The following is a 23,070-nucleotide window of genomic DNA, read 5'->3' as shown; positions in this document are numbered from 1 at the left end:
ACAATATATGCCACCCGTCTGGTCTGGATCAGAACCGCATGGTTGCAACAACCGAAATATTGCGGCCCGGCTCGTTCAATGTGTTGAAGTCCGAGAATTCAGCGCCATAGGTGGCGCGATCCGCATATTGTTCGTCAAACAGGTTGTTGATGCTGCCGCGGATGGTCACGCCGTTCCAGGCTGGTGGCGCGTATTCGGCAAAGAGATTCACAACCTGATATCCCGGCAGTTCCTGATCTGCATAAGAACCACCCGCATCCAGGGACAATGCCGCCTCGACACTGCCGCCAACCAACAGGTTATGCTGCGGTAATTCTTGTTGCATTTCAAAGGCGATCACACTGCCCAAGGGCGCACCAAAGTTGCCCAGATCATAGTTGCTGGAAGCTTCGCCATTCAAGGTGGCATCGCTGTATGAATAGGTCAGGCGGGCAAAACCATCAGCCCAACCATAGGTCGCCGCCAGATTTACACCTTCGCTTTCAAAGTCGTTCATCGTCACAACACCGCGTGACAGGTCGCGGGCATCATCGATCTGGGTCCGGAAGATTTCGGCCCCCAACCTCCAGTCACCGCGCGCCCAATCGGCACCGATCACGATGTTTTCTGCGCGTGAGCTTTCCAAAGCGCTATAGTCAAAGGCGCGCCAGAACTCAAAGTTGTCGCCAAGGTCGACCCCGCCAAAGACGTTGGAATAGGCCACCCGCAGCGAAAGCGCCTCTGTGACATCATAGACAACCGACAGGTTGGCGCTGGCCCCGGACTCCGACAGGTCAAACCGGGTGCCCGTGTCGCCAGCATCATGTCCAGTAAAATCCATCCAATCGTACCGCAGCCCCGCCGAGACCTGCAGGTTTGGGCTCGGCTCCAGACGCGCCTGCGCAAAAATCCCGTTGAACCTGCTTTCTTCGGTGGCCGATGTCGCCAGACCATTGACGGGCGACCAATAATCCCCGGTCACCGTGGTCTCACGCTTTTGGTAATCGATCCCTGCGGTGATGGTGTTCACTTCCGACAGGTGGAACGTGTTCTTGAACACAAAGGACGCTGTCTTGGTCGTCCCAGAGGCATCATCGCCCGGGTTCAGCTTGGTCACTTCAGCATCAGACCGACCCATTGTGAAGGACGGATCCCACAGCCCAGAACCTTGGGTGTTCTCATAATTCAACGCAAAGATTGACCGCTCTGTATCATAGAACTGCAGCGGGGCGCTCGATGGGCCAAAGTTTGCTTTGGAATTGCGCCATTCGCGGTCGGTCAGGTTCTGACCGGACAGTTCGATTCGGTGACCTTCATCGGACTCATAAGCAAATTTCAACAGGCTGGCGGTCAAATTGGCCCCGGTTCCGGTCATCTCGACCCCGTCACCATCCTCGTAATTGTCACCGGTTGCGCGTTTGGAATAGGCCAGAACCTCAAACCCTTGGCTGCGACCTGCCAGGGTCAGCGACCCCTGGGCGGTGTTGCCATTGCTGTCATAAGATATGCGCGCGCGGCCGCCAAAATTTGCACCCTCTTCCAGGATGTCTTCGGCATCAACCGTCTCCATCACCACACGCCCGGCCAAAGCACGTGGACCAGCATCAGCCGGAGCCACTCCGGGATCCACGCGGACCGATTTCATTAGACCGGGGTCAAAGGCATTGGCGCTGACGTGGTGGAAAATACGATTGTTCTGCGACACACCGTCGACCTGCACGGCAAGCTTCAGCATATCTACGCCGTTTACATAGATCTTTTGTGCAATTGGGATTGCACCGCCCACCGACACGGATGCGATGCCCGCAAACAGATCCTTCAGATCCCCCATCGAGGCGCGTTCAAGCTCCGCTTCGGACACATAGGCCGAGGTCGCCCGATCCGCAGCCCCGCCCAGCGGATCTTTCTGACGCACAATGATCGGATCAAGCGAGAGGACTTCGGTTTCAATGTCCTGCGCCGCAACAGGCAAAGCGGACAAAACTGTAAGCGCGGTTCCACAAAGCAGACGAGCCCGCGGCGCAATCTGAGAAGCAGCCATGGTCTTCCTTAAAAATGATACTGGTTGGGAGTTTGGCTTGTTCCATTGCGGAACTGGCAGTCCATTGGGGGTCTTTACGACAAGCCCCATTGACATGCAAGTGCATGTTTAGATCAGGATTGGGCCCACAACCCTTGTGAAGCCAGAGTGTTGTGGACATTCGCACCTCCAAGCTGTGGCGCTTGGACGTGATGTTTTTCAATTAAAACAGAAGATTATATACTGCCTGGGTTGCTTCCATGTCTTCTCCTCCATCAGAGCCTTTCAAAATCGAAGCAATCTTGGAGGTTTCGCAATTTCGCGCTAGACTGCACATTATCTTATTCGGTCAGGTGAATTCATGGTTTCGAGTTTTTTGCGCATTTCCTGCGGTGCCCTCTTTGTTGCGCTTTGTCTGGTTCAGGCCTCTTGGGCTGCGTCGGATCGGGTCGCATTGGTCCTTGGAATGGCCCAGTATCAATCTCTGCCAAGCCTGGAAAACACCGCCAATGATGCCCGCGACATGGCAAAGACCCTTGAAACCATTGGATTTGACGTAACACTAGCTGTGGATGCGAGCGGTGCAGAGATCAACCAACTGCTGGATGATTTTGCATTCCGCTCGGAAGTTGCCGACTTGGCACTGGTCTATTTCGCAGGTCACGGTATCGAAGTGCAGGGTGAAAACTTCATGATCCCTGTTGATGCGCAGGTTCAAAGCAATCTGGACGTTCAACGACAGTCTGTCTCGCTCAAACAGCTGCTGGCGGCGGTGGATCGGGCCCGGAAGATGCGCATTGTCATCCTGGACAGCTGTCGCGACAACCCGCTGGGAGATTCCATTGATCCGGTTCAAAGCGCGGCTGTGACCCAGACGACAGATCAAACCGTGCGCGGCGGCGGCGGCCTGGCACCCGCAGATCCTGATCGCGGTACCCTTGTTGCGTTTGCTGCAAAAGACGGACAGGTAGCGCTGGATGGCTCTGGCAAGAACAGCCCCTTTGCGCTTGCCCTGATGGACAAGATGGTAGAGCCCGGTTTGGAAATTAGCCTGATGTTCCGCCAAGTACGTGACAGCGTTCTGCGCCAAACCGGCAACCTGCAGGAGCCGCACACTTATGGCTCACTCACCGGTATTCCGTTTTATTTGGCCGGTGCAGAAGACGGGCAACCCAAGCTGTCCAACAAGGCAACCGAAGCCTGGGCCGCTATCCGACCAGACCAGGAAGAACAGCTGTTGGCGCTTGCAGACCTGGGCGACACACGGTCCATGCTCGGCCTTGCCTATATGCGTCTGAACCCAAACGAAGGACGTTTTGACCCGACCGAAGCCGTATCGTTCCTGCAACGCGCCGCTGACGCAGGCTCGCCGGAAGCGCAGTTTGAGTTGGCCAAACTTTATGAACGTGGCACCGGCGTTGAACCCGACGCCGAAAAAGCGCTGGCGCTGTATCGCGCCGCCGCCGATCAGGATTTTGCGGACGCCATTAACGACCTCGGCTTCCTGCATTACCAGGGTGGGCTGGGGCTTCCAGCAGACCCTCAAAAAGCGCTTCGTTTCTTTGAGCGCGCCGCAGATCTACGCCATCCTCAGGCCCAGTTTAACTTTGCTGCTTTGATTGATGACGGATTAATTCCCACAAAAGGCCCCGAAGATTCAGCGTTCTACCTTTATGCGGCCCTTCGATCCGGAAGTTCTGACGTGTTGAGCCTGCTTAGCGAGCGTCCCAATATGTTCACAACCGAAACCCGCCGCGCGCTCCAGGTCAAACTGCGTGAAAAGGCCTTCTACAGCGGTGCAATCGATGGCGATTTTGGCCCCGGAACCCAGCGTGGAATCCGGCGCGCCTATGGGATCGAGGAATAAAGATTACAGCTTACCCTCAGAGATCCAGGCGTCCAACTGACGGCGGCTGATCTCGAAATGCATGCTGTCTTCGCGTCGAAAACCCGCGCCCCAGACCCAACCCTGATCAAAGAAGAAATCCGCCATAATTGTCAGGCCCAGCTGGGTCTTTCCATCGGTGAAATTGTCCAGTTGCCCGTCGATGTTCAGATCAACCGCCAGACCGTAACTGTGCGTCGACAAAGCGTTTTGTGTCCCACGAATGCGACGGACACACAGCGCTCCGGCTGTGTTGATGCGCGCATAAAGGTCGGGATCCGCCTTACGGATGTTTTCGAACACCACTTTCAGGCTTTCGATCGCAGGGCGCAGCATGCTGACACGGATGGGACCCACCTGTTCCGTAACCAGTTTTTCCTTTAGGTCCGGATTTGTCATCGGCTGACATGTGTCGTTCAAATCCTCGCGCGGGCGCCCCAAGCGTTCGGTCAGATATCGCCCACCCGTGACCTGCAACCCCCGGTTCACATTCAAACGGTCCGCAATCAGCACAACCTGAGCGTAGTCTAGGTCTGCACCTTCTGTCTGCTCCCAGATCTGCTGCTCGGCCTCTTCATCAGGGACGAAAGGGCCTGCGTCACCGCCCCCTCCTGCGGGCATGCGGGCGATGGCCTCTTCCAGCTCATCGGTTCTGATCTGCAAATCTTCGATCTGTTGGCGCAGCAACTCAATGTCGATCCGCGCCCCGGAATCGATCGAAGCCCCCTGAAATCCATCTTTGGCCATAAAAGACGACAACACAAACCAGACAACAGGTGCCAGAACAATTCCAACGGCCAAAATAATGGCAGGGACAAGCTTCATAGGGGCCTCAACTACTCGTAATGGGTACAGTTTGCGCGAAGTCAGACCGGAAGGTAAAGAGGGATATGAAAATGTGAAATTCATTCCCTTTTCCCCCCATTGGCAGGCCCTTGGGCGTGGTATACACTTGCATCATCTGTGTACTTAACGAGGGAGGGTCGGCGCGTGCTCCGTCTCAGCCAAATTTCAAAAGCCTCTGTTTTTCTTCTGTGTTTGGGCGTTGTGCCTGGCCATGCCCAGCAGACGGCAAACGAAGAATTGAGTGTCGAGGCAATCACCGAAGCCTTCCGGAAACAAAAGACTCGTGGGTTGGTCATCGTGCCCAATACCAACGTGAGCGGTGCTGCATCAGAAGACGCGCAAGGCACCACAGTGGCCGCCGCAACGGAGGAATATACTCCCGTCGAGCGCGAGACGCAGATCAATGTCCAGATTTCGTTTGATTTCGACAGCGCGGCACTGCGTCCCGATCAGGAACCAAAGCTGGCGAATATGTGCACTTCTATGAAACTGATGGATGGCACCGTCTTCCAGATCATCGGCCACACCGACAGTTCTGGCTCTGCTGCGTATAACGAACGTCTGTCGCTTTTGCGTGCTCAGGAAGTCCGGCGCCATCTGATCAGCTCCTGTGGCGTCGCCGAAGACATGCTCAAGGCTATTGGATTGGGTGAAACCGCGCCTTTCAACAGCGCAAACCCGCGCGCGGATGAAAACCGCCGCGTTGAATTCCAGGCGCTCGGCTAAGCACGGCCGCACCCTTCCATCTGCACAAGCGACGAGGCCATAATGCTGGAATCCCTGCCCGGAGACCTGTTTCAACCGGGTGACCTGCTGAACAATACCTATCGGATCGAAGGTCTGTTGGGGCGCGGCGGTACATCCGACGTCTACAAAGCCCGCTCCGAGATTTCCGGCAACCTCGTCGCGCTAAAGGTTTTAAAACGCGAACACGCCGCAAATGAGGATTTCCATGTCCTTTTGGCGCGTGAAGAAAACATCCGGGAAATCCGCCATGCTGCGGTGGTACGCTATTCTGAAAACCACCGCACCCCGGATGGGCATATTTACCTGCTGATGGATTTTGTCGACGGACCCGCGCTCGACAAAAAGCTGAGGCAGGGCCCGATGGAGATGCAGGATCTGCTGACAATCTGCCGCCGTGTTGCCCAAGGGCTGGAAGCCGCTCACGCTCGCAATATCGTCCATAGGGATCTGAGCCCCGACAACATCATCCTGCGTGACGGCAACCCGGCCGAGGCGGTGATTATCGACTTTGGCATCGCCAAGGATACCAATCCGGGGGCGCAAACCATTGTTGGAAATGAATTTGCGGGAAAATACTCCTATGCCGCTCCGGAACAGCTGAGCGGGCAAACCGATGCGCGGTCAGACATATATTCCCTTGGTGCCCTGATCCTTGCCAACTTCCGCGGTGCCTCTCCAAAACTGGGCAACAACCCGATGGAAGTGGTCGAGAACAAGCAAAAGCCACTCGATACAGACGGCGTTCCCGAGCCCTTGAAAACCCTGATCGAACGGATGTGTGCGCCCAATCCGGATGATCGCTTCCAATCCGCAACCGAGGTCGTGACGTTCATCAACGACCCGCAGACCGCCCCGACGCCCGGGCTTGTCGAAGAAGCAACAATCATCATTCCCAAAGCATCAGAACCGCCAAAACCGGAGCCTGAGCCGCAACAACGATCCCGGCTGCCGTTGGTGGCAGCTGCGGCGGCCCTTGTGTTCGGCGGTGGGGCCGCGGCCTATTTTTCCGGCGCTTTGGACGGCGTCACCGGAGCCAAACTGCCCGTAGCCGCGCCGTTTTCTCTGGTTATTGAAAAAGCCGACGGCACGATTTCGGCCAACGGGTTTGTGCCCAACGAACACGGTCTGGAGGTGCTGAACGCACAGACCAATACGGCGGATTTAACCATCGCACGCGGTGACATCGCGGACAGCTGGACCGTAGACATCGAAACGGTTCTGGCCGTTGTGGCCCCCCTGCCCGAATGGAAGCTGAGCCTTTCCGGGAATTCAGGCACTCTGACCGCATCCACAACCGACGCAGCGCAGGCCGCAATGTTGGAACAGGCGTTCGGGGGGGCTCTGCCCGGTGCGTTGGAAGGCCCCATTGAGGTGGCGTTTGAACTGCCCATTCTGCAAGAACAGATTGTCACCGACATCCTGCAAGAAATCGCTGATTGCGGTCCGCTTTCCGTCAATGCACCACAGTCTCCGACCGGCTATGCCCCATCAGAACCGCTGCAAATCCAGGGACCCGTCGCCGAAACCGCAACCCGTGTCACCCTGTTTGACGCTTTGCGCGCCCAGGCCGGGGAGCGCCGTGTTGTTCTGGATGTCGACGTCCTGAACGCCTCTCTTTGCGTGGTGGAACAACATATCCCCAAAGCCCCAACCGGCGCGGTTGAGGTTGCCTATTCCGTCGGTGGCGAAGGTACTCCAAACCCGTCCGGGCGGTTCTACGTTGGCGAAAACCCGGTAATCGACGTGGTGATCCCGGCAGAGATGACCGACGGTTTCCTGACCGTCTCTATCTTGGACGTCTCCGGCAATGTCTTCCACCTGTTGCCCAATATCGGCCGGCCTGACAACGCAGTTTCAGATCTGCGCGGCGGAGAAACCGGTCCCGTTCCGGTGCGCGTTGCCTTTGATCTGGCGGAAGCCGCAGAAAACGGTGGCATCGCATTCAAAGTTGATGACAGCTCGCTTGGTAAGAGCAAGATCCTTGTCCTGCACTCAAACGCGCCGCTGTTTGAAGGGTTACGCCCGACGACCGAAAGCGCTACCGGCTTTGCAGAAGCTCTGAAAGAAAGCGCCGATGCGGATGCGGGGCGGATTACCTCGCTCGACACCCGAATGTTGATCACCGCTCAGCCTTAAGGCGGGCTTAAACCACGTCGACCACAATTATCGAGATATTGTCGGCCCCACCGCCGGCAAGGGCGATCTGCAACAGCTCATCCCCCGCAGTCTCCAAGGCTGTCCCGCTCAGAACCTGGGTCAGCATCGCTTCGGTTGTGTATTTGGTCAGCCCATCCGAACAGATCAGGAAACGATCTCCGGATCGTGTTTCCCCCCGGATCTTGTCGATCTCAATCTCATCGCCCACTCCAACCGCGCGGGTAATCGCGTTGGACTGAGGATGTTGGTCGGCCTCGTCCCAGGTCATCTGCCCCGCCAGCACATATGCCGCAACAGCAGAGTGATCGGTGGTCAGCATCTCAAGCCGCCCGTCCCGGATCCGGTAGATCCGACTGTCACCAGCCCACAGCGCCACAAAATGACCCGGCGCCATCAAAAGTGCGGCTACCGTTGCGCCAATTGTCCCCCTACCGCGACGTTCCGCCTCGACCACGATCGCACGATGGGCGGATTGGATCGCATCGCGCAAGGCGTGCATGCGCGCCGCCGGATCCAGACCTGCGGGGATCATTGCAACACTGTCAGCGATCAATCGGCTGGCAAAATCCCCTGCATCATGCCCGCCCATTCCATCGGAAACCAGCCATATATCATGATCCGGAAGCGCCAGAACCGCATCTTCGTTCACCTTCCGCACCAGACCCGTATGTGTCTGAACTGTATATCGAAAATCCCCTGGGCTACTCATAATGGTGCCGCCTCCCTCCAGATGGGAGCCCGCATGTCAAACAACGCCATTGCCGCCGAACCACGTGGCAGCCCCGGACAGGCAAGAATGCGCGGACCCCCATCCAGCACCGCACTCCATACCGCGGCCTCGGGCGTGGTCCCGGCCATCACATGCCCTTCCAGGATCCGCGCCAGACCGCCGCCGTCAGCCACACCTGTCACAACCACCGGCCCTACTGGCCCGCGAAACGGGGGCGTATCCGGCGTTGCGCTTTGGGGCAAATTGGCCAGCCCCTCTCTCAGACTCTCTAGCGTGGTTGAATCTTCCAGCGCCAGGAGCGCGAGATCTTCCAACCGTTCAAATTCAGCCGCTGCTTCCAGATGATCGCGCGGCGCCGGGCCGGGAGTCGACACAGTCCGCATCAGCGTCAGCGGAAATCGACGTCCGACACGATCCACCGACGGCATCAAAACGCCCATCGCCTTATTCGGTCCAACCACCCCGCGCGGCAGCGTAAACCGCCAGATTGGGGCTGACATATAATGCGCATCAAATCCATCGCCATATGCGGCGCGCCCCTCGGACAGGATCTCTTGCAGCCATGCATCCCAAACCCGTACAAACCCGGAGGGTGGCGACAGGCGGAAGAAATCCCCAACTGTCGGTATCTTGCCGTATGCCCCGAACTCCAGCGTCATTACATCGACTTGGGACAGCTGAATTTGGCCATGGCAGGCAGGGCAAATGGATTTACCACCGACCCCGACTGCAATTCAAACAGGGCCAGACGGCCCCCCACGCGGAAGTTCACCCGACGCCGGTCAGACACATTTGTGCGTCGCACCTCGGCCGCATCCAACAGACGGAACCACGCCCAGGGCCCGTCTTTGGACAAAGAGTTTTCAGTATCGCGCTTATCCGGCAGCAGAGTAATGCGCGCCAGTCCCACGGCACCGGGCCAGGTCACCGCAACCGGCGTAGGCTGCCCGTCCTTATGCGCATAGCCAACCTTGGCCCCGTCAATCTCTAACACAACCTCCTTGGCTTTGGGGTCCAGCGCCTTGGGCGTGATCTGGAACTGCACCTTGGGCGCAGCAGCGCCCGCAAAGAAGGCATCGCGAATTTCGGCCGCATATTGCATCTGCTGCAAGACCGCGGGGCTGATCCCCAGATCCACACCATTGACACGTTTCCACGTCCACGGACGACTGCGTGTGTCGATATGTTTCAGCAGGTGATCATCCACAAACGCATCAATCAGCCCACCCGGAGCGAAGAGTTTGGAAAAGTCCGCCATCGCCACATCCGCCCGCGCGCGGCGGTTGAACGGGTAACGGTTGTCCAGTGCTTTTTCACAGAAGGGCAAGACATTGGCCTGCCAGCTTGCATTGATCGACGCCCGTGTGCCCTCGGAGGTAATACCGGATGAGCCCACGGTGATCTGTTGGGCCCAGCGTTGGATCGGTCCATCCACCCGCGACGCGGCCTGCTGGAATTGCAGCAACGCCTGCCCTCCCTCACCCGAAGTGATGCCGCTGAACGACATTTTGTTCAGCTCTTGGTAAACAAGCTGCAGCGCGTTCATCAGATCATCCAGCTGTGAGGGCTGATCCTCGGGCCGGACCACAAGATCATGCAGCCATTGGAACCGGTCTTCGACATATAGACCCGGCGTGCGTGGCGGTTCTCCCGGCGCGTTCTGCGCCGAATCCACCAGTGCCTCCAACAGGATCTGTGCCTCGACGCTCAGAACGGACCGCGCCTCGATTGCGGCAACGTTGGACACACCTGCGTTGATCGCCCCGGAATCCAGCAAAGACCGATCCTCGGTCAAACGGGTCTCTTGGGACACTGCCATGAGGATATTTTTGATCGGAGAGGTCGGCCCCGACAGGATATTTGTCACCTCCACAGCGTGGCTCAGAGATTCCAGCGGGATAATGTCGATGTCGCCCAGAATCTGATCATAGCGCGTGATATAATCGTTGTAGTACAGGTCCAGCACATCACGGCTGAGCGCGACAAGCACGGATTGGCTCTGGGCTTCCTCCGCCGCCTGCCCCAAAACCCAGCTTTCCCGCTGAACACGTTTGGCAACGCTGACCGCTTCAGGCAGGAACACAGTGTTGAACCCGTCATAGGTAAAGATGCCTTCGATCCCGTCGTTCAAGGCTTTGCCGGAGCTGCGGACCAAAGCGCGTTTGACCGAAGGTCCACCCACATCCGTCAAGCGCCATTTGGGCAGGCTGGTCGCCTTGTTGGAGTTGATGATGCCCGTGTACACGCGCTGTGCCAGCGGCATTTCCGACAGGATATCCTGCGCTTGCTGGATCAACGGCCCATTTAACGCAACTTCCTGCATCGGCTGGTCCAGAAGCGCCTCCAGATGCGCCATCAGATCATCCCGCAGGGTAATCCGCGCGGCACCCGGATATTGCACCAATTCCCAGTCAATCCGCATCCATTCCTTGATCAGATCCGGGTTGATCGGCCCCTGAAGTCCCAACATCAGATAGATTTTGAGCGCTTCATAAAGGACATCCGGGTTGTTCACATTGGCCGAGATCTGCTCTTCCAGGCGCACCAGAAGCCGGGGCAACAGACGTTGGTTCAATGCCGCCCGATAGGTCTGAGCCGCTTGGGTTCCAATCACGTCCCCCTGGTAAAGACCATAGGTCATAGAGCGGTCTGGTCTGGGCGTGCTGACAACCGGATTTCCGGGCATGTCCCGCAGAATATTGAGCGCCTCAACCACCGGAACCAGATCCGTGTCCCCAACCGGGCTTGGCGGCAAAGCCGCCGCTGCGGCCTGAAATGCTTCGACCTGATTGTGCACATTTTCGGTGAACTTAATGTTCTCCAGATAGGAATTGACCCACAAACCACCTGTCAAAAGCGAGACAACAACCGTCGCAGTAATTGCCGCACGACGAGTCCAGCGATAGCGACGCTCCACCCGGTCGTCCGCAGACACCAGCCCCGCTTCCGGGAACATCACCCCTTCAAACAGCCGCGTCAAAAAGTAAGACCGCCCCGAACCCGAGCCGGTGCCAATGGCCTGACGGCCAATGCCAAAGGTCTGCGCCATACCCAGCATCAGCCGGTCAATTGGCGTGCCTTCCTGGGTTCCCGACGTGAAATAAATCCCGCGCAACATCTGGCGGCGTTCGAATTTATTGTCCTGAAACACCTCGTTCAGGAAATCACGCGCCACCCCGCGCATCGAGGCAACTTGGGACGGAAACCCCGCCACCAAAGCACGACGCTGCGGGTCCGTTTCAACCTGCATTTTCTCCAGCAGCTGCGCGTTCAGCTGCCCCAGAAGGCTTGCGAATTCCTCGTCAAAACGCGCGATGGGTGCGTCTGATTTGCCCTTGGGCAGATCCAGCGTAAAGCCCCAGACCTGTTCGCGCTCCTCCTTTCCAAGTGTATCAAAATACTCCTGGAAACCGGCAATCAGATCCGCCTTGGTGAACAGCACATAGACCGGGAAATGCACGCCCAATTGTTCGCGCAGCTCGGACAGGCGACGACGAATGGCCTGCGCATGGGCTTTCTGGGTGATTTCATCCTGCAGGGACAAATCCGACAGGGAAATCGCAATCATCGCGCCATTGATTGGCTGGCGTTTTCGGTATTTCTTCAACAGGCTCAGGAACCCGACCCAGGCCGCGTTATCCCCTGTCGCATCGCTGTCCTGTGTCGTATAGCGTCCGGCTGTGTCGATCAGAACCGCATTATTGGTGAACCACCAGTCGCAATTTCGCGTACCGCCAACACCGCCAATCGCGGCCTTGCCCATCTTGTCCGCCAGCGGGAACTGCAGGCCGGAATTTACAATCGCAGTGGTTTTGCCCGCTCCCGGAGGACCAATGATGACATACCACGGCAGCTCTTTCAGATGGCGGCGTCCGTTTTTGGATTTGCGCAGCTCCGTCATTGCGGTTTTGAACTTACCGCGCAGCTCGACGATTTCTTCGGCCCATTCATCATCGTCGCTTTGCGTATCAACGGCTTCGACGATTTCCTCGGTCATGGCCTTGTCACGCTTGCGACGCAGCAAAAACACAGTCAGCAGGATCCCAAGGATCAGGAACCAAATGACACAAATCGCTACGATACGAGCCGTTGTCCCGTCAAACGGGCGCCATTCATCGCTGCCGATAAAGGGCGCAAAGAACCAGACGCAGGCAGACAGAACCACCGCCAGCAGGATCATCACCGTGTAGATCGAGCTGAAGAAGGGGATAATAAAACGCCTCAGCATCACTCGCTCTCCTGGATCAATAGAACTTCGATCCGCCGGTTACGCGCACGCCCGGCCTTGGTGGTATTATCTGCAATCGGTTCTTTTTCGGCGCGCCCTTCGGCGGACAGGCGGCCTGGGTCGTCAATCACCTTTGCCATGCCCGCCATCACCGATTTCGCCCGCGCCAGTGACAACGCCATATTGGAAGGGAAGCGGGAAGATCGGATGGGAATATTGTCGGAATGTCCCACAACAATCAGGCGCCCCTTTTCATCGTTCAGCGACCGGGCAACCCGGTTCACCGGATCCACAAATCCGGTCTGCAATTGATCGGAGCCGGAGCCAAACATCCCGGACCCCACCAGACGGATGATCAGCGTGTTGCCTTTCTGGAAGACCTCCACAACGCCATCGTTAATCTCAGCCTCAAGGAAGCCCGAGACCTTGGCCACCTGTTCCTCGATCGTGGGTGTGGGCGGCGGCGGAGGGGGCGGTGGCGCGCGGCGTTCCAGCACCGCAACGGGACCGCTTTCGACCACCGACAACTGGCCAACCACATTTTCCGTATCGCGCGATAACGCCCAGCTGAGGCCCGCAAACTGCAGTGCAAGAATGGTGCCCAACACCGCGAGCGTCAGCCAGACAACACGCCAAGCCGACAACGCCTTGAACGGTTTTTCCAACCCCTTCCAGCGCGGCGACAGATCCCGTTCGACATTGCCACGCTGGCCACGGATAATCCGGGCAAGGGCCGCACGGATCTGCAGATGTTTCTCGCTGCCCCCCTGTTCGACACGCAGGCGCCCCTCAAAACCAAGGGACATGCACATATACAGGAATTCGAGCATATCGATATTGGCGCCCGGTTCCTTCTCCAGACGGGCCAACAGATCATAGAACCGATCGCCGCCCACGGTTTCCCGGTGGAACGTGCCGACCATGGACTGTAAACCCCATGAGGATTGTCCGCCCCAGGGCGTGTTCAGCACCACATCATCCAATGTCGCACACAGAGCATAGCGCGCGACTTTCACGGTTTGCGCCGCAATCCCGGCCTTCAGCGCCCGGTTTTCAAAGGCACGCACCTCGGCAACAACACTTTGGCGCAGCTTGTCGGGATCCATATGCTGGGCGCGATTGCGGATCCGGCTGATCAGCGCAAACAAAGACGTCGCGCAGGCAGTCAGCTGGTTCATCCCTGTCAGCGCAACCTGAGCTGCCTTGGGCGTTGCAGCTTTTGGCGCAGCGGCCGCGGGCTGCGGCACGCCAAAAGAATCCACCTCCGGCACTGCGGGCGAGGGATCGGGAGTTGCCGCCGACGGTGCGGGCGTTGGCGTTGCCATCGGACGTCGCCCGCCCGGATTGGGCCTAATCACCGTCTTGTCGGTATCTCCCGGCTCTGCAAAGGGATCGTCAAAATCAGCCATATTGCTTCCCGCTTACCCGTTCCGGATTGCCCAAAGCTCCATTTTGAGCCCCGGATATTGCCCCGATACATGGACGGCCACCCCGCCCGAGGTTGTCATCTTGCCCCAATAGGGGCTGTCCGCGTCCAATTCAAAATAGACCACACCCGCGTGATACGGGATCTGGCGTGGAGCCACCGGCAAAGGTCGCAGCGTGATGCCCGGCAAGGCCGAGTTCACCAGCTGACGAATTTCTTCCACCGGCCCGATTTTGGTTTGGCCCGCAAAATGACGGCGCACATCTTCGGCCGGGATCTCGGCACTGACCGACAACACAAAACCCGCATTGCCGATCAGCTTACGATCCGCAATCACACCAACCGAGATGCCGTATTTACGCGGCTCCAGCTTGATCGAAATTGCCGTCTGTTCCAGAACCGCGCTCAGGTATTGGCGCAGAGTTCGAACCACCGGGGCAAAACAACTGGTCAAATCCGCATGCGTATAGGCCGGCATGACCGGAGCTTGTTTGTCAGCCGCCATAAAGGTCGCCAGCTCTCCGGCCAGCATACCGCAGGCCGCATAGAAATCTTCCGGATGGAGATTTTCAACCTGCGCCATATGGCGCACCAGCGGCAACATGCGGTTCACCACTGTCAGCAGCATGAAATCAGAGATATCCGCCACACCACGCGCGCCGCCGGCCTCGGCCAGACGACCAGCCAATGCTTCCATACGGTGCCCCAAAAGACCTTCCAGTTCCCGCAGGAAACCAGACAAGGCCGGCGCGGCCCGAATATCGAGACAGGACGGAATAAAGGCCTGATCCAGGATGATCTCCTGATCCGCGCGCACCTCGATCACCCGCGCAATCGGGATCGCCAGCAGATCCGCCAGATCATCCACTTCCAGCGCGAATTGCAGGCGTAGCTTGCCCACGTCGATTTCAACCGGTTTCATCTCGGTTGAGGTAACATCGGTGACTTCCTGCGTCGCCGGGCGCAGACGGCTTGCGGAACGCTCCGCCCCGCTCAGGTCCACCTCAACAGCGCCCTGACGGCGCTGCGGAACCGTCAGGTAGATCACGCAGTCCTTGACCGTCTGCGGCACCTCCAGCGCAGGCGGATGCGCATCGGCCATTGGCACCCGAAACACAGTGCCGTCCTGTGTCAGCCCTTCACAGGATTTAACCGCGAACTGGCCGATTTTCAGCGCTTCATGATCAATCTCAAGCGCGGTCACCCCCCAGGCATAGGGGCGTATCCGCCGGGCGAGGCCTGAAATCAGCCCCTCGGAATAACGATCCTGCTGTTGCAGGTGATGGGGCTGCAAAAACAACCCTTCGGTCCAAAGCACCTTACTGTCCCAGGACAAATGCCTCTCCTTCTCATTCGAGCCACATCACAACGCGCCCCATGTTCCTGATGGCGCACTCCGCGCCTTAATTCTTCAACCTATCGAGCTGCGCTTGATAAGCCTTGGCAAATTCGCGGCTGAACAGCTCATGAAAATCGTTTTCCGCCTGATCCGAAATCTCGGCATACAGTTTTTCATAAACGTCCCAATACTGCGCCTTCTTGCCCCGCAAGAGCCCGCCAAGCCCGCCGCTCTGTTCGATCTGGCCTTCCAGCGCTTTGGGGTCGAGCCGCGCCAGAACCCCTTTCAGAGCGGCCTCCATACCAGTGACCATTGCCACCTCATGGGCCTTGATGTCATCCAACGCCTGATGCGCGGCGCTCTCGGGGCTCAGATAGCCTTTGGTTGTCGGGCGCACCATTGCCTCGACCGCCTGCTCGGGTGTGATCGAGAATTTCAGAGGATTGTTCCCCCCGGCAGAGATCATCGTCTGTTCGATCCGGAACTCCGATTTGATCGTGGTACGGGTCATCAGAATTTCCCGCAGCCCCGTCACCAGGGTTTTCATCACCCGCCCCATACGCAGGAACGTATTATGCTGTTCCTCCGGTGCAATCGACAGATCTTCCGCACCCAGCCCCTGCAAAAATGCCTCCATTGCATCTGCATGGCCCGCGGGAGGGGCGGCCGACTTGATTTTCTCCCCAGGCGCCGTGACGTCATCCATCGCTTCGGACGCAGGTGACGGGGGCATCGTATCAGATACGGTAGATGCAGATGAATCTTTGATCTGAGGGGCTGCAACAGGGGCAGCAGCGACTTTGGCTGCTGGATCTTCACCAACGCCAGAAAGGAACTCGTCGTCCCAGTCATCCGGGATAACAGACGACTGCGCAACAGGTGCGGTAAACCCATCCGATGCCGAAGGTGCATGATGGGGTAAACTGGCCCCCTCCCCTTCACGCCCGTCCGAGGCTTTTGCAAAGAACGGATCCTCGTCTTCCCCCATCGGCGGCAGAAGATCATCAATCGGGTCAGCCGGTTTCAGCTGAGACGGCCCGGTAGGCCCTTCCCCCAGCAGATCATCCAGAAAATCTCCGCCCGGCCCGACGTCGTCCAGAAGCGCCAACGGGTCCGGTGCATTATCGGCGACCCCATGCGACGCCCCAGGCAACACGGCAGGCGCCAGATCCAGCGGATCTGCGGGCGCGGCGGTGTCCACGATCTCCACCACCAGCTCATAGTTGCCGACACACAGAACATCGCCATCGTTCAACGGCGTCGGGTTTCGACCCAACGGGATCTTGGAATAGTTCAGGAAGGTGCCATTGGCGCTCAGGTCCACGACCACCACATTGCCGTTGTGATCTTCGATCACGCAATGACTGCGCGACAATTGCTGATCCGGGTCAGGCAAAACCAGATCACATCCGGCACCCCGCCCGACTGTCAGGCTGGGACCGTTCATCACCACAGGTGCACCGCGACCGGGCACCGCGCCTGAGCTTTGAAATTTCAGCCGAACACCCATCGTCAATCACCCGCCAACAAGAACGGTGAACTCACCTTTGACAATCATCCCACCACATGCGGCCTGGTCCATCATCCGGGCGGCCGGCAGGTTCTGAATCAGCACGGTTGCCGAACCTTTGATAATCGGGTGAGGCGGCGCAGCGGTGCACATATCCGTCATCCGCGCCGCGGGCATTTTACCGACCAGAACCTGAACCGCACAGGGCGGCAAGATTGGTGTTGGAACCGGCAAAACCGGAGGCGGCGGTGTCGAGGGCAACATACATGCGTGCAGATCCGCCACTCGGGCCTGGGGCATAGTCATTTGTTACCTCACATACTCTTCAACAATCGAATTATTTTGGGCAAGCAAATCGAAATTCACTCGCCATTTGCCGCAACTGAACCGCGGCCTCCCTTGGCAATATCCAAAGCGCGGTCCACCAGCAAGCGGCCGTGTTGTTCAAACTTATCAGACAATTGTCCCAAGGCTACCATATTCATGGCAAAAGCCGCAGTTTCTGCCGCCCCCGCCGGTGCCGGATATTGTCGCAAATCGCCCGGCCCAAGGGTTCCGTCATGGTACAGAACCGCCAGCGCACAATTTACCGTGTCGTCGTCAACATAGGCATGATCCAGCGTGATACGCGCAGCATCTCGGTTTTCCTCGGAAGGGTCCAGCACCCAGGCCTCTGACGTGGACAAGGACGGCGGATCATCCGGACCGCGCGGCCCGATATAATCACGCGCGGCCAAACAGGCCCACCAGACCCGCTCACGCGCGGGCAAGACAACCGCCAGTACGCGCAGCAGATCCACCAACGCGCCCTTGCGTTCCAACTCTTCCAATACAGTTGCCGCATCTGCCGTTGGCGGCGCGTCCAAACGCGTCTTCAACAGAACATTTGCATGTGACAACATTTTGGCCACGGGATCTGGCGGAACCTTAACCAGATTATCAAACCGACCACTCATTCCCACCACCTAGTTAATCATTGTCAAGCCACCCTTGAGGGTGAGCATGGCATCGCCTTTTACTGTCGTCATCGGAGCTTTCGCTTCGATCATTCCGTCACCTTGAACCTTGATAATCGGCCCTTTTATGGTAACCCCCGAATTGTCGATTTTAACAGAAGACCCCCCGACCTGCAGTAAAATCTCCATCCCGGCGGTCATCTTGATCTTACCTGCAGTCACGTCCACCGTCAGATTGCCAAGCTTCACAGTCTCTTTGTGATCTCCCATCTCGATGGTCTCTGTCTTGTCGCCCATCTTGATGGTTTCGGTCATATCGCCTTTTTCGATGGTTTCGATCTTGTCCCCCGTTTTCACGGTTTCGGTCCGATCCCCCTTGTTGACGGTCTCGGTAACGTTCTCTTCAACCGTCAGCACATAGGATTTGTCGTCCGCGCTTGTGACTTCCGGGCTGGGGCTGTCCAACCCGATTGTCACGGTGGAGCGATCCTTGACCAGCATCTGATGATCTTTCTGCGCCTGAACACGCATCAGTTCGCTGTCTTTTTTGTCCTCAAACATCAGTTCGTTATATCCGCCGCCCCCCTTGGAGGAGTTGGTCTTGATGCCAAGCTGGGTCTGATCATCCGGAAATTTATAAGGCGGCATCGTGTCCTTGTTGAACAACATGCCGGTACAGATCGGCCGGTCGGGATCGCCTTCCTCAAACTGGATAACAACCTCCTGACCGATACGCGGGATTGCAACCATACCCCAGTCGGCGCCAGACCAGGGTGTCACCACACGCACAAAGCAGGAGGATTTGTCATCCTTTTTGCCTTCGCGATCCCAGTGGAACTGAACCTTGATCCGGCCGTATGAATCGGTCCAGATTTCCTCACCGCTGGCCCCGACAACGGTAGCCGTATGCAAACCGCTGATCTCGGGCCATGGGGTGCTCAAAGGCGCGCGGTACTGTTCTGCCTTCTCGATCGCGCCAAATGTGGCAGAGTAGGAATCGCCCGCAACCTCTTCCGGAAAATCCAGATTTGCAGGCTTCACATCGCGGCGCATTTCGCGCTTTTCACCCGCCTCTGCTTTTTTACGCTGTTCCCGTTCGCCGTAATCCCCGGAAATCTGCAGATAATGGATCGCATCGGTGACCAGATATTCGGCGTTGAATGACTTGTCCGGGTGTTCTTTCAGCTTGAACGTATTGCCGGTTCCAAGCGTGCGCACATTGGATGCTCCACGCCACCGTTTGTGCCGGATGGCTTCGGCTTCCATACGTACCCGAGCCTGCTTGTTCCCAAGGCCGGTGTTCTTGCGGTAATGCCCCGGATAGTCGTAAAACTCAAACGACTTGTGACTGTGCGACCCTTTTGGAATAGTGCTGTTGGTCTTCTGATCCGCTGTTGGAGCCAGAAAATCAAAGTCATTCAGCGTGACCTTGCCGGTTGTCAGGGCCTCGGCCATGGCCAGTTCGGAAATATGATCACCGCGGCGACGATCATTGTCGTCGCGCGCATGAAATTCGACATCCGCAAACCCGGTTGCAGGCGCATGGGCACTGATCCCGTCACACAGGATCAACTGTTCAGGCTTGTTTGGATCACTGGCACTGTCGAAATAGAAGTAGATCCCCTCTTCTTCCATCAACCGACAGATAAAATCATAATCGCTTTCGCGATACTGCACGCAATATTCGCGCATTTCATAGGTTTCGCTCAGCTTGTCCTTGAAATCGCCGAACCCGTGATCGTTGAAGATCTGTTTGATGATCTCCACTGCTGTCTTTTCCTGAAAGACCCGGCAATCGGTTGTGCGCGTCAACAGCCACAGCCAGGGGCGCACCTCGGCCACATAGGTGCCATACCCATCGCGAAACCCCATGTTTTCAACAGAGACACAAAGCCCCGAGAACACATGTTCGGCCTCATTTGCCGTCTGCACATGCAGTTTCATGTTTTTGCCAACCAGATCCTGCAACTTGACGGATTTATTCTTGGACTGAAACTCGATTGTCGTCTCTGTCAGGGTGCTGAACCCTTCACGTATGATCGCCCGTTTCATAAACAGGTCACGCACGGAATAGTTTCCGGACATCCAGACCATATCGCTATCATGGGATTTACTAACTACCATTGCTCCCCCTTTCGGTGTCAGAGGGGTGCGAGCGTGTTAATCTCATCTCTCGCCTCGTCATCATAAATCATCCAACAATGCGGCAAGCTCCGCATCAAAATCATCGTCATCGGATACATCCGTATCCGGCGTAGTATCATCAAACCCGGAAAGCAGCGCGTCCAACTCCGCATCCAGGTCGCTGCTCTCATCTATCACATTTTTGTCGTGTTGCGCAGGAGATTGCTCAGCCCCTTGTGCCACCCCTTCGGCTTGTGGTTCCGGTTTGGCCTTGGGCGGAGACGGAGGAGGAGGCGGAACGTCGCTCCACGGCCCTGCCAAAGGCCCGCCATTCAAAGCCATAAAGGACGTCAAACGCACTTCATCCCGCCCTTTGACGGCCGACACAGCCATAATCCCGCGTTCCTTGGCGGCGGCGATCTTGTCCAGGTCGATATTGCGTTCCGTACAGGGCAGCGCCACCTGATCGCCAAACCGGTCCAGAACATAGTGGTAGGGCATCTGCCCCAGCGACATAATCGATCCCAGGTTCAACCCAGGTCCGTTTTCCTTGAACGAACGTGCCATTAGGATCGCAGCCAAAGCCACCGGATTGCCCCACAACATGCCCTTCAACCCTTCGGATTGAGAGAACTCCTCAAAATCGAACTCATAAATCGGATCTGTCTTGGCCCCATAGGGTCTGCGCAGCAGGAAACGGGGGGAGATCAGCCCCAGGTGACTGGCCTCGGACATACTGCTCAGCGTATCCCAGGCCTCGGCCACCAGCGGCGGTCGCTCTTCCTTGGCGGACCCCCAGAACGTCGGCGAGATCGCTCCCAGGAAGGGCGCATCCACATGAGCGGCTACCCGCGCCAACCGCCCCAAAAGCTCTGCATGAGGGGGGGTCTCTTCAAACGAATACAGGCCCACAATTGCGCAATACCCGCCACGACCCAATTCCGGGTCCAATGGGCCTTCGGTCAGCAGGCGCATAAAACCGCTGCCGGTCAGGTCTTCCTCGGCTGCCAGATCCGCTGCCAGTTCTTCGGCCGACACGTCATAAAGCACCAGTTCAAGCGTATCATCTGTCTGGATCGACCGCGCCATCAGGTCCAACGTACGCCATTGCGCCTCGACTGCCTGAAATTCGGGGTGGTGCAGAACCATCCGCATCGCATGGCTCAGCGACTGGGTCACCGCTTCCTGCAAGGCCGTGGTGTTCGGATCCGGCAAGGCCCGCACATGGGGGCCCACCACCCGCTCCAGCAGATCTTCAACAGGAGACCCTTCCACCTCTTGCGGTGTTGTATCCCCGATCAGCCGCTGAAAATCGCTCAGCCGCAGGTCCGCCGGAACCGAAGTCGCCGCCGATGTCATCCGGGGTGCCACCGCCGGGGTGCCATATTTCTCCCCCCAGGCTTGCAGGCTCTTGGCCGCGTGATCCGCCGTCGCCCCACTGGCCAGTTGCTGCTTCAGACCGGACAGTTCTGAAAACAGGTCGACGTTCTCGTAAAGCTCATCCGGGTGCAGATCATCCAACCCCGAAAGCGGCACAGCCAACGTGGTCCCGTCTTTACCAATGGGCAGCGCCAGATCCCCGGCAAAACCCTCAATCACCTCTTCAACAGTGTCCACATCCAGCAGCTGCCCGGGCCGGTTGGCCAGATCATCTCCGATGCCCAAAACGCCTTTGGCCGCCCGGCCGGAAAAATCCCCCAGAACTGCAATCCGGAACCGACGACGCTTTAATACCTCCGGCGCAGGCCGGTCTGCGGAAACGGTGCCAAAGGGCAGGTCAATCTTGGCACGCGACGTCAGGCGGGCATCCTCCTCCGGGGTCTCTTCCGCAAGCGGATCATCCTCCCCCTCGTTCAGATCACCCAACAGTTCTGCCAATAGATCGTCGTCTGCCTCTGGCGCATCTGCCAGCAGCGCATCAAGATCACCGTCCGGCAGAGCCTCATCTTGAGCGGTCGCGCTGTCGACCTCAGCCAACAGATCGTCCAATGTCGTGTCCTCGGCCCCATCACCCAATTCCAGGTCGCCCAACAGGTCATCCAGATCAAAATCATCCCCTGCCGCCGCAACCGCAGCGGGTTCAGGTTCAGGTTCAGGTTCAGGTTCAGGTTCAGGTTCAGGTTCAGAAAGCACGTCCGAGATCGGATCATCGTCAAGTCCCAGATCCGCCAGCAGATCGTCCAACCCATCGCCAGCCGCAGCATCGTCCGCACCGGTGACGTCCCCCAGCAGGTCTCCCAGATCGAGGTCATCCCCCTCCACATCGGTGGGACCATCCCCCAATGCCTCGTTCGCCGGGGTGGACGTGGCCTCCACCGTTTCCGCCTCAATCGCCCCTAGATCGCCCAGAATATCGTCAATCTCATCAACCGCCGCGTCCGGCACGGTGGTGATCGTTTCAAGAATGCTGCCAAGCTCTGCCTCTTGTTCAGAAACAGGATCATCCCCGATGTCGAGATCCGCCAGAATATCGTCCAGACCAACCTCATCAGCGCCAGCCTCTGCCGTTGAGGTCTGAGGCAGAAGGTCCCCCAGATCAATATCAGCAGTTTCGTTTTCCTCCGGCACATCATCGACCAGCGCGGCCAAGGTCGCGTCTGCGGTGTCCGGTTGGCCGACGTCCTCGGGGACAAGGTCCACCAGATCCGACAGCACGCCCTCCACCCCATCTGCCTCTTCCGCAAGCGGAGTGGACGTCACAGATGCAAGATCCGCCAGGGCAGAGGCAACCTCGTCACCGGTCTGCGAAATCTCTGGCCCGGTTTCCGCAAGCCCGGACAGGACATCCGCAACCCCATCACCTTCCTCGTCTGAGGAGAGCGGCGCATCGGCGCTGAGTTGGTTCAAAATGTCTGCCGCTGTGTCCTCTGAGGGCTCCTGTGGCGCATCCGGCGCAGCGTCTGAAAGAGCTGCAAGGGTCGCGGCTGCGGCGTCTTCTGTCTCATCAGGTTCTGCCGCAGCCTCTGCCAGCCCGCTGAGGACATCCTCCACACCGCGCGCGTCGTTCTCTGGCCCGTCATCAGCAACGGCATCGGACAGATTTGCCAGCGCAGAGGCAACCTCGTCCATGTCCTCAACCGGATCTGGCGAAGACTCAGCAAGTCCCGACAACACATCTGCAAC

15 protein-coding genes are annotated in these 23,070 nt (G+C 57.8%); 3 read left to right on the top strand and 12 right to left on the bottom strand.

What is annotated here, in order from left to right; translation table 11 throughout:
• Positions 1-28: 28 nt before the first annotated feature.
• Positions 29-2,020, bottom strand: coding sequence for a TonB-dependent receptor domain-containing protein (locus tag ACXAEW_RS20270; RefSeq protein WP_474943164.1), 1,992 nt, complete (start codon positions 2,018-2,020; stop codon positions 29-31).
• 340 nt (positions 2,021-2,360) lie between these two features.
• Between ACXAEW_RS20270 and ACXAEW_RS20265 the strand changes: the two genes are divergently transcribed.
• Positions 2,361-3,866 (top strand): caspase family protein, encoded by a 1,506-nt coding sequence (locus ACXAEW_RS20265; RefSeq protein WP_474943163.1) that lies wholly within the window; start codon positions 2,361-2,363, stop codon positions 3,864-3,866.
• A gap of 3 nt (positions 3,867-3,869) precedes the next feature.
• On the opposite strand, the gene ACXAEW_RS20260 is transcribed toward ACXAEW_RS20265, so the two are convergent.
• Complete coding sequence (locus tag ACXAEW_RS20260) at positions 3,870-4,709, bottom strand: M15 family metallopeptidase (RefSeq protein WP_474943162.1); 840 nt, start codon at positions 4,707-4,709, stop codon at positions 3,870-3,872.
• A gap of 165 nt (positions 4,710-4,874) precedes the next feature.
• On the opposite strand from ACXAEW_RS20260, the gene ACXAEW_RS20255 reads away from it, so the two are divergent.
• Positions 4,875-5,456 (top strand): OmpA family protein, encoded by a 582-nt coding sequence (locus ACXAEW_RS20255; RefSeq protein ID WP_474943161.1) that lies wholly within the window; start codon positions 4,875-4,877, stop codon positions 5,454-5,456.
• A 42-nt stretch (positions 5,457-5,498) separates the two neighbouring features.
• Positions 5,499-7,613, top strand: coding sequence for a serine/threonine protein kinase (locus tag ACXAEW_RS20250; protein WP_474943160.1), 2,115 nt, complete (start codon positions 5,499-5,501; stop codon positions 7,611-7,613).
• A 7-nt stretch (positions 7,614-7,620) separates the two neighbouring features.
• Here the strand turns inward: ACXAEW_RS20250 and ACXAEW_RS20245 are convergent, their stop codons facing one another.
• The 10 genes from ACXAEW_RS20245 to ACXAEW_RS20200 all read right to left on the bottom strand — a co-directional run bounded on the left by ACXAEW_RS20245 (position 7,621) and on the right by ACXAEW_RS20200 (position 23,016).
• Positions 7,621-8,343 (bottom strand): PP2C family protein-serine/threonine phosphatase, encoded by a 723-nt coding sequence (locus ACXAEW_RS20245; RefSeq protein WP_474943159.1) that lies wholly within the window; start codon positions 8,341-8,343, stop codon positions 7,621-7,623.
• A complete protein-coding gene (tagF, locus tag ACXAEW_RS20240) occupies positions 8,340-9,023 on the bottom strand; it encodes a type VI secretion system-associated protein TagF (protein ID WP_474943158.1) in 684 nt (227 codons plus the stop codon). Before tagF ends, ACXAEW_RS20245 begins: the two co-directional genes overlap by 4 nt.
• Complete coding sequence (tssM, locus tag ACXAEW_RS20235) at positions 9,023-12,592, bottom strand: type VI secretion system membrane subunit TssM (protein WP_474943157.1); 3,570 nt, start codon at positions 12,590-12,592, stop codon at positions 9,023-9,025. The genes tagF and tssM overlap by 1 nt, the downstream gene beginning before the upstream one ends.
• Positions 12,592-14,001, bottom strand: coding sequence for a type IVB secretion system protein IcmH/DotU (gene icmH / locus ACXAEW_RS20230; RefSeq protein ID WP_474943156.1), 1,410 nt, complete (start codon positions 13,999-14,001; stop codon positions 12,592-12,594). The genes tssM and icmH overlap by 1 nt, the downstream gene beginning before the upstream one ends.
• Positions 14,002-14,013: 12 nt before the next feature.
• The gene (gene tssK, locus ACXAEW_RS20225) at positions 14,014-15,354 is read right to left on the bottom strand and encodes a type VI secretion system baseplate subunit TssK (protein ID WP_474943155.1); all 1,341 of its coding nucleotides are present in this window, start codon (positions 15,352-15,354) and stop codon (positions 14,014-14,016) included.
• 67 nt (positions 15,355-15,421) lie between these two features.
• The gene (gene tagH, locus ACXAEW_RS20220; RefSeq protein WP_474943154.1) at positions 15,422-16,867 is read right to left on the bottom strand and encodes a type VI secretion system-associated FHA domain protein TagH; all 1,446 of its coding nucleotides are present in this window, start codon (positions 16,865-16,867) and stop codon (positions 15,422-15,424) included.
• Positions 16,868-16,873: 6 nt separating this feature from the next.
• Positions 16,874-17,173, bottom strand: a complete 300-nt coding sequence (locus tag ACXAEW_RS20215; RefSeq protein WP_474943153.1) for a PAAR domain-containing protein — start codon at positions 17,171-17,173, stop codon at positions 16,874-16,876.
• A gap of 56 nt (positions 17,174-17,229) precedes the next feature.
• Complete coding sequence (locus tag ACXAEW_RS20210; RefSeq protein ID WP_474943152.1) at positions 17,230-17,823, bottom strand: DUF6931 family protein; 594 nt, start codon at positions 17,821-17,823, stop codon at positions 17,230-17,232.
• A gap of 9 nt (positions 17,824-17,832) precedes the next feature.
• Complete coding sequence (locus tag ACXAEW_RS20205) at positions 17,833-19,947, bottom strand: type VI secretion system Vgr family protein (RefSeq protein ID WP_474943151.1); 2,115 nt, start codon at positions 19,945-19,947, stop codon at positions 17,833-17,835.
• Between the two features lie 60 nt (positions 19,948-20,007).
• Positions 20,008-23,016: a type VI secretion system contractile sheath domain-containing protein gene (locus tag ACXAEW_RS20200; protein WP_474943274.1), complete on the bottom strand. Its 3,009-nt coding sequence runs from the start codon at positions 23,014-23,016 to the stop codon at positions 20,008-20,010.
• Positions 23,017-23,070: the final 54 nt, after the last annotated feature.

The sequence above is a fragment of the Epibacterium sp. ABZ3_068 genome (assembly GCF_056159265.1).
Note: the sequence above shows the minus strand (reverse complement) of the source record. Positions and strands in the feature narration are given on the sequence as shown.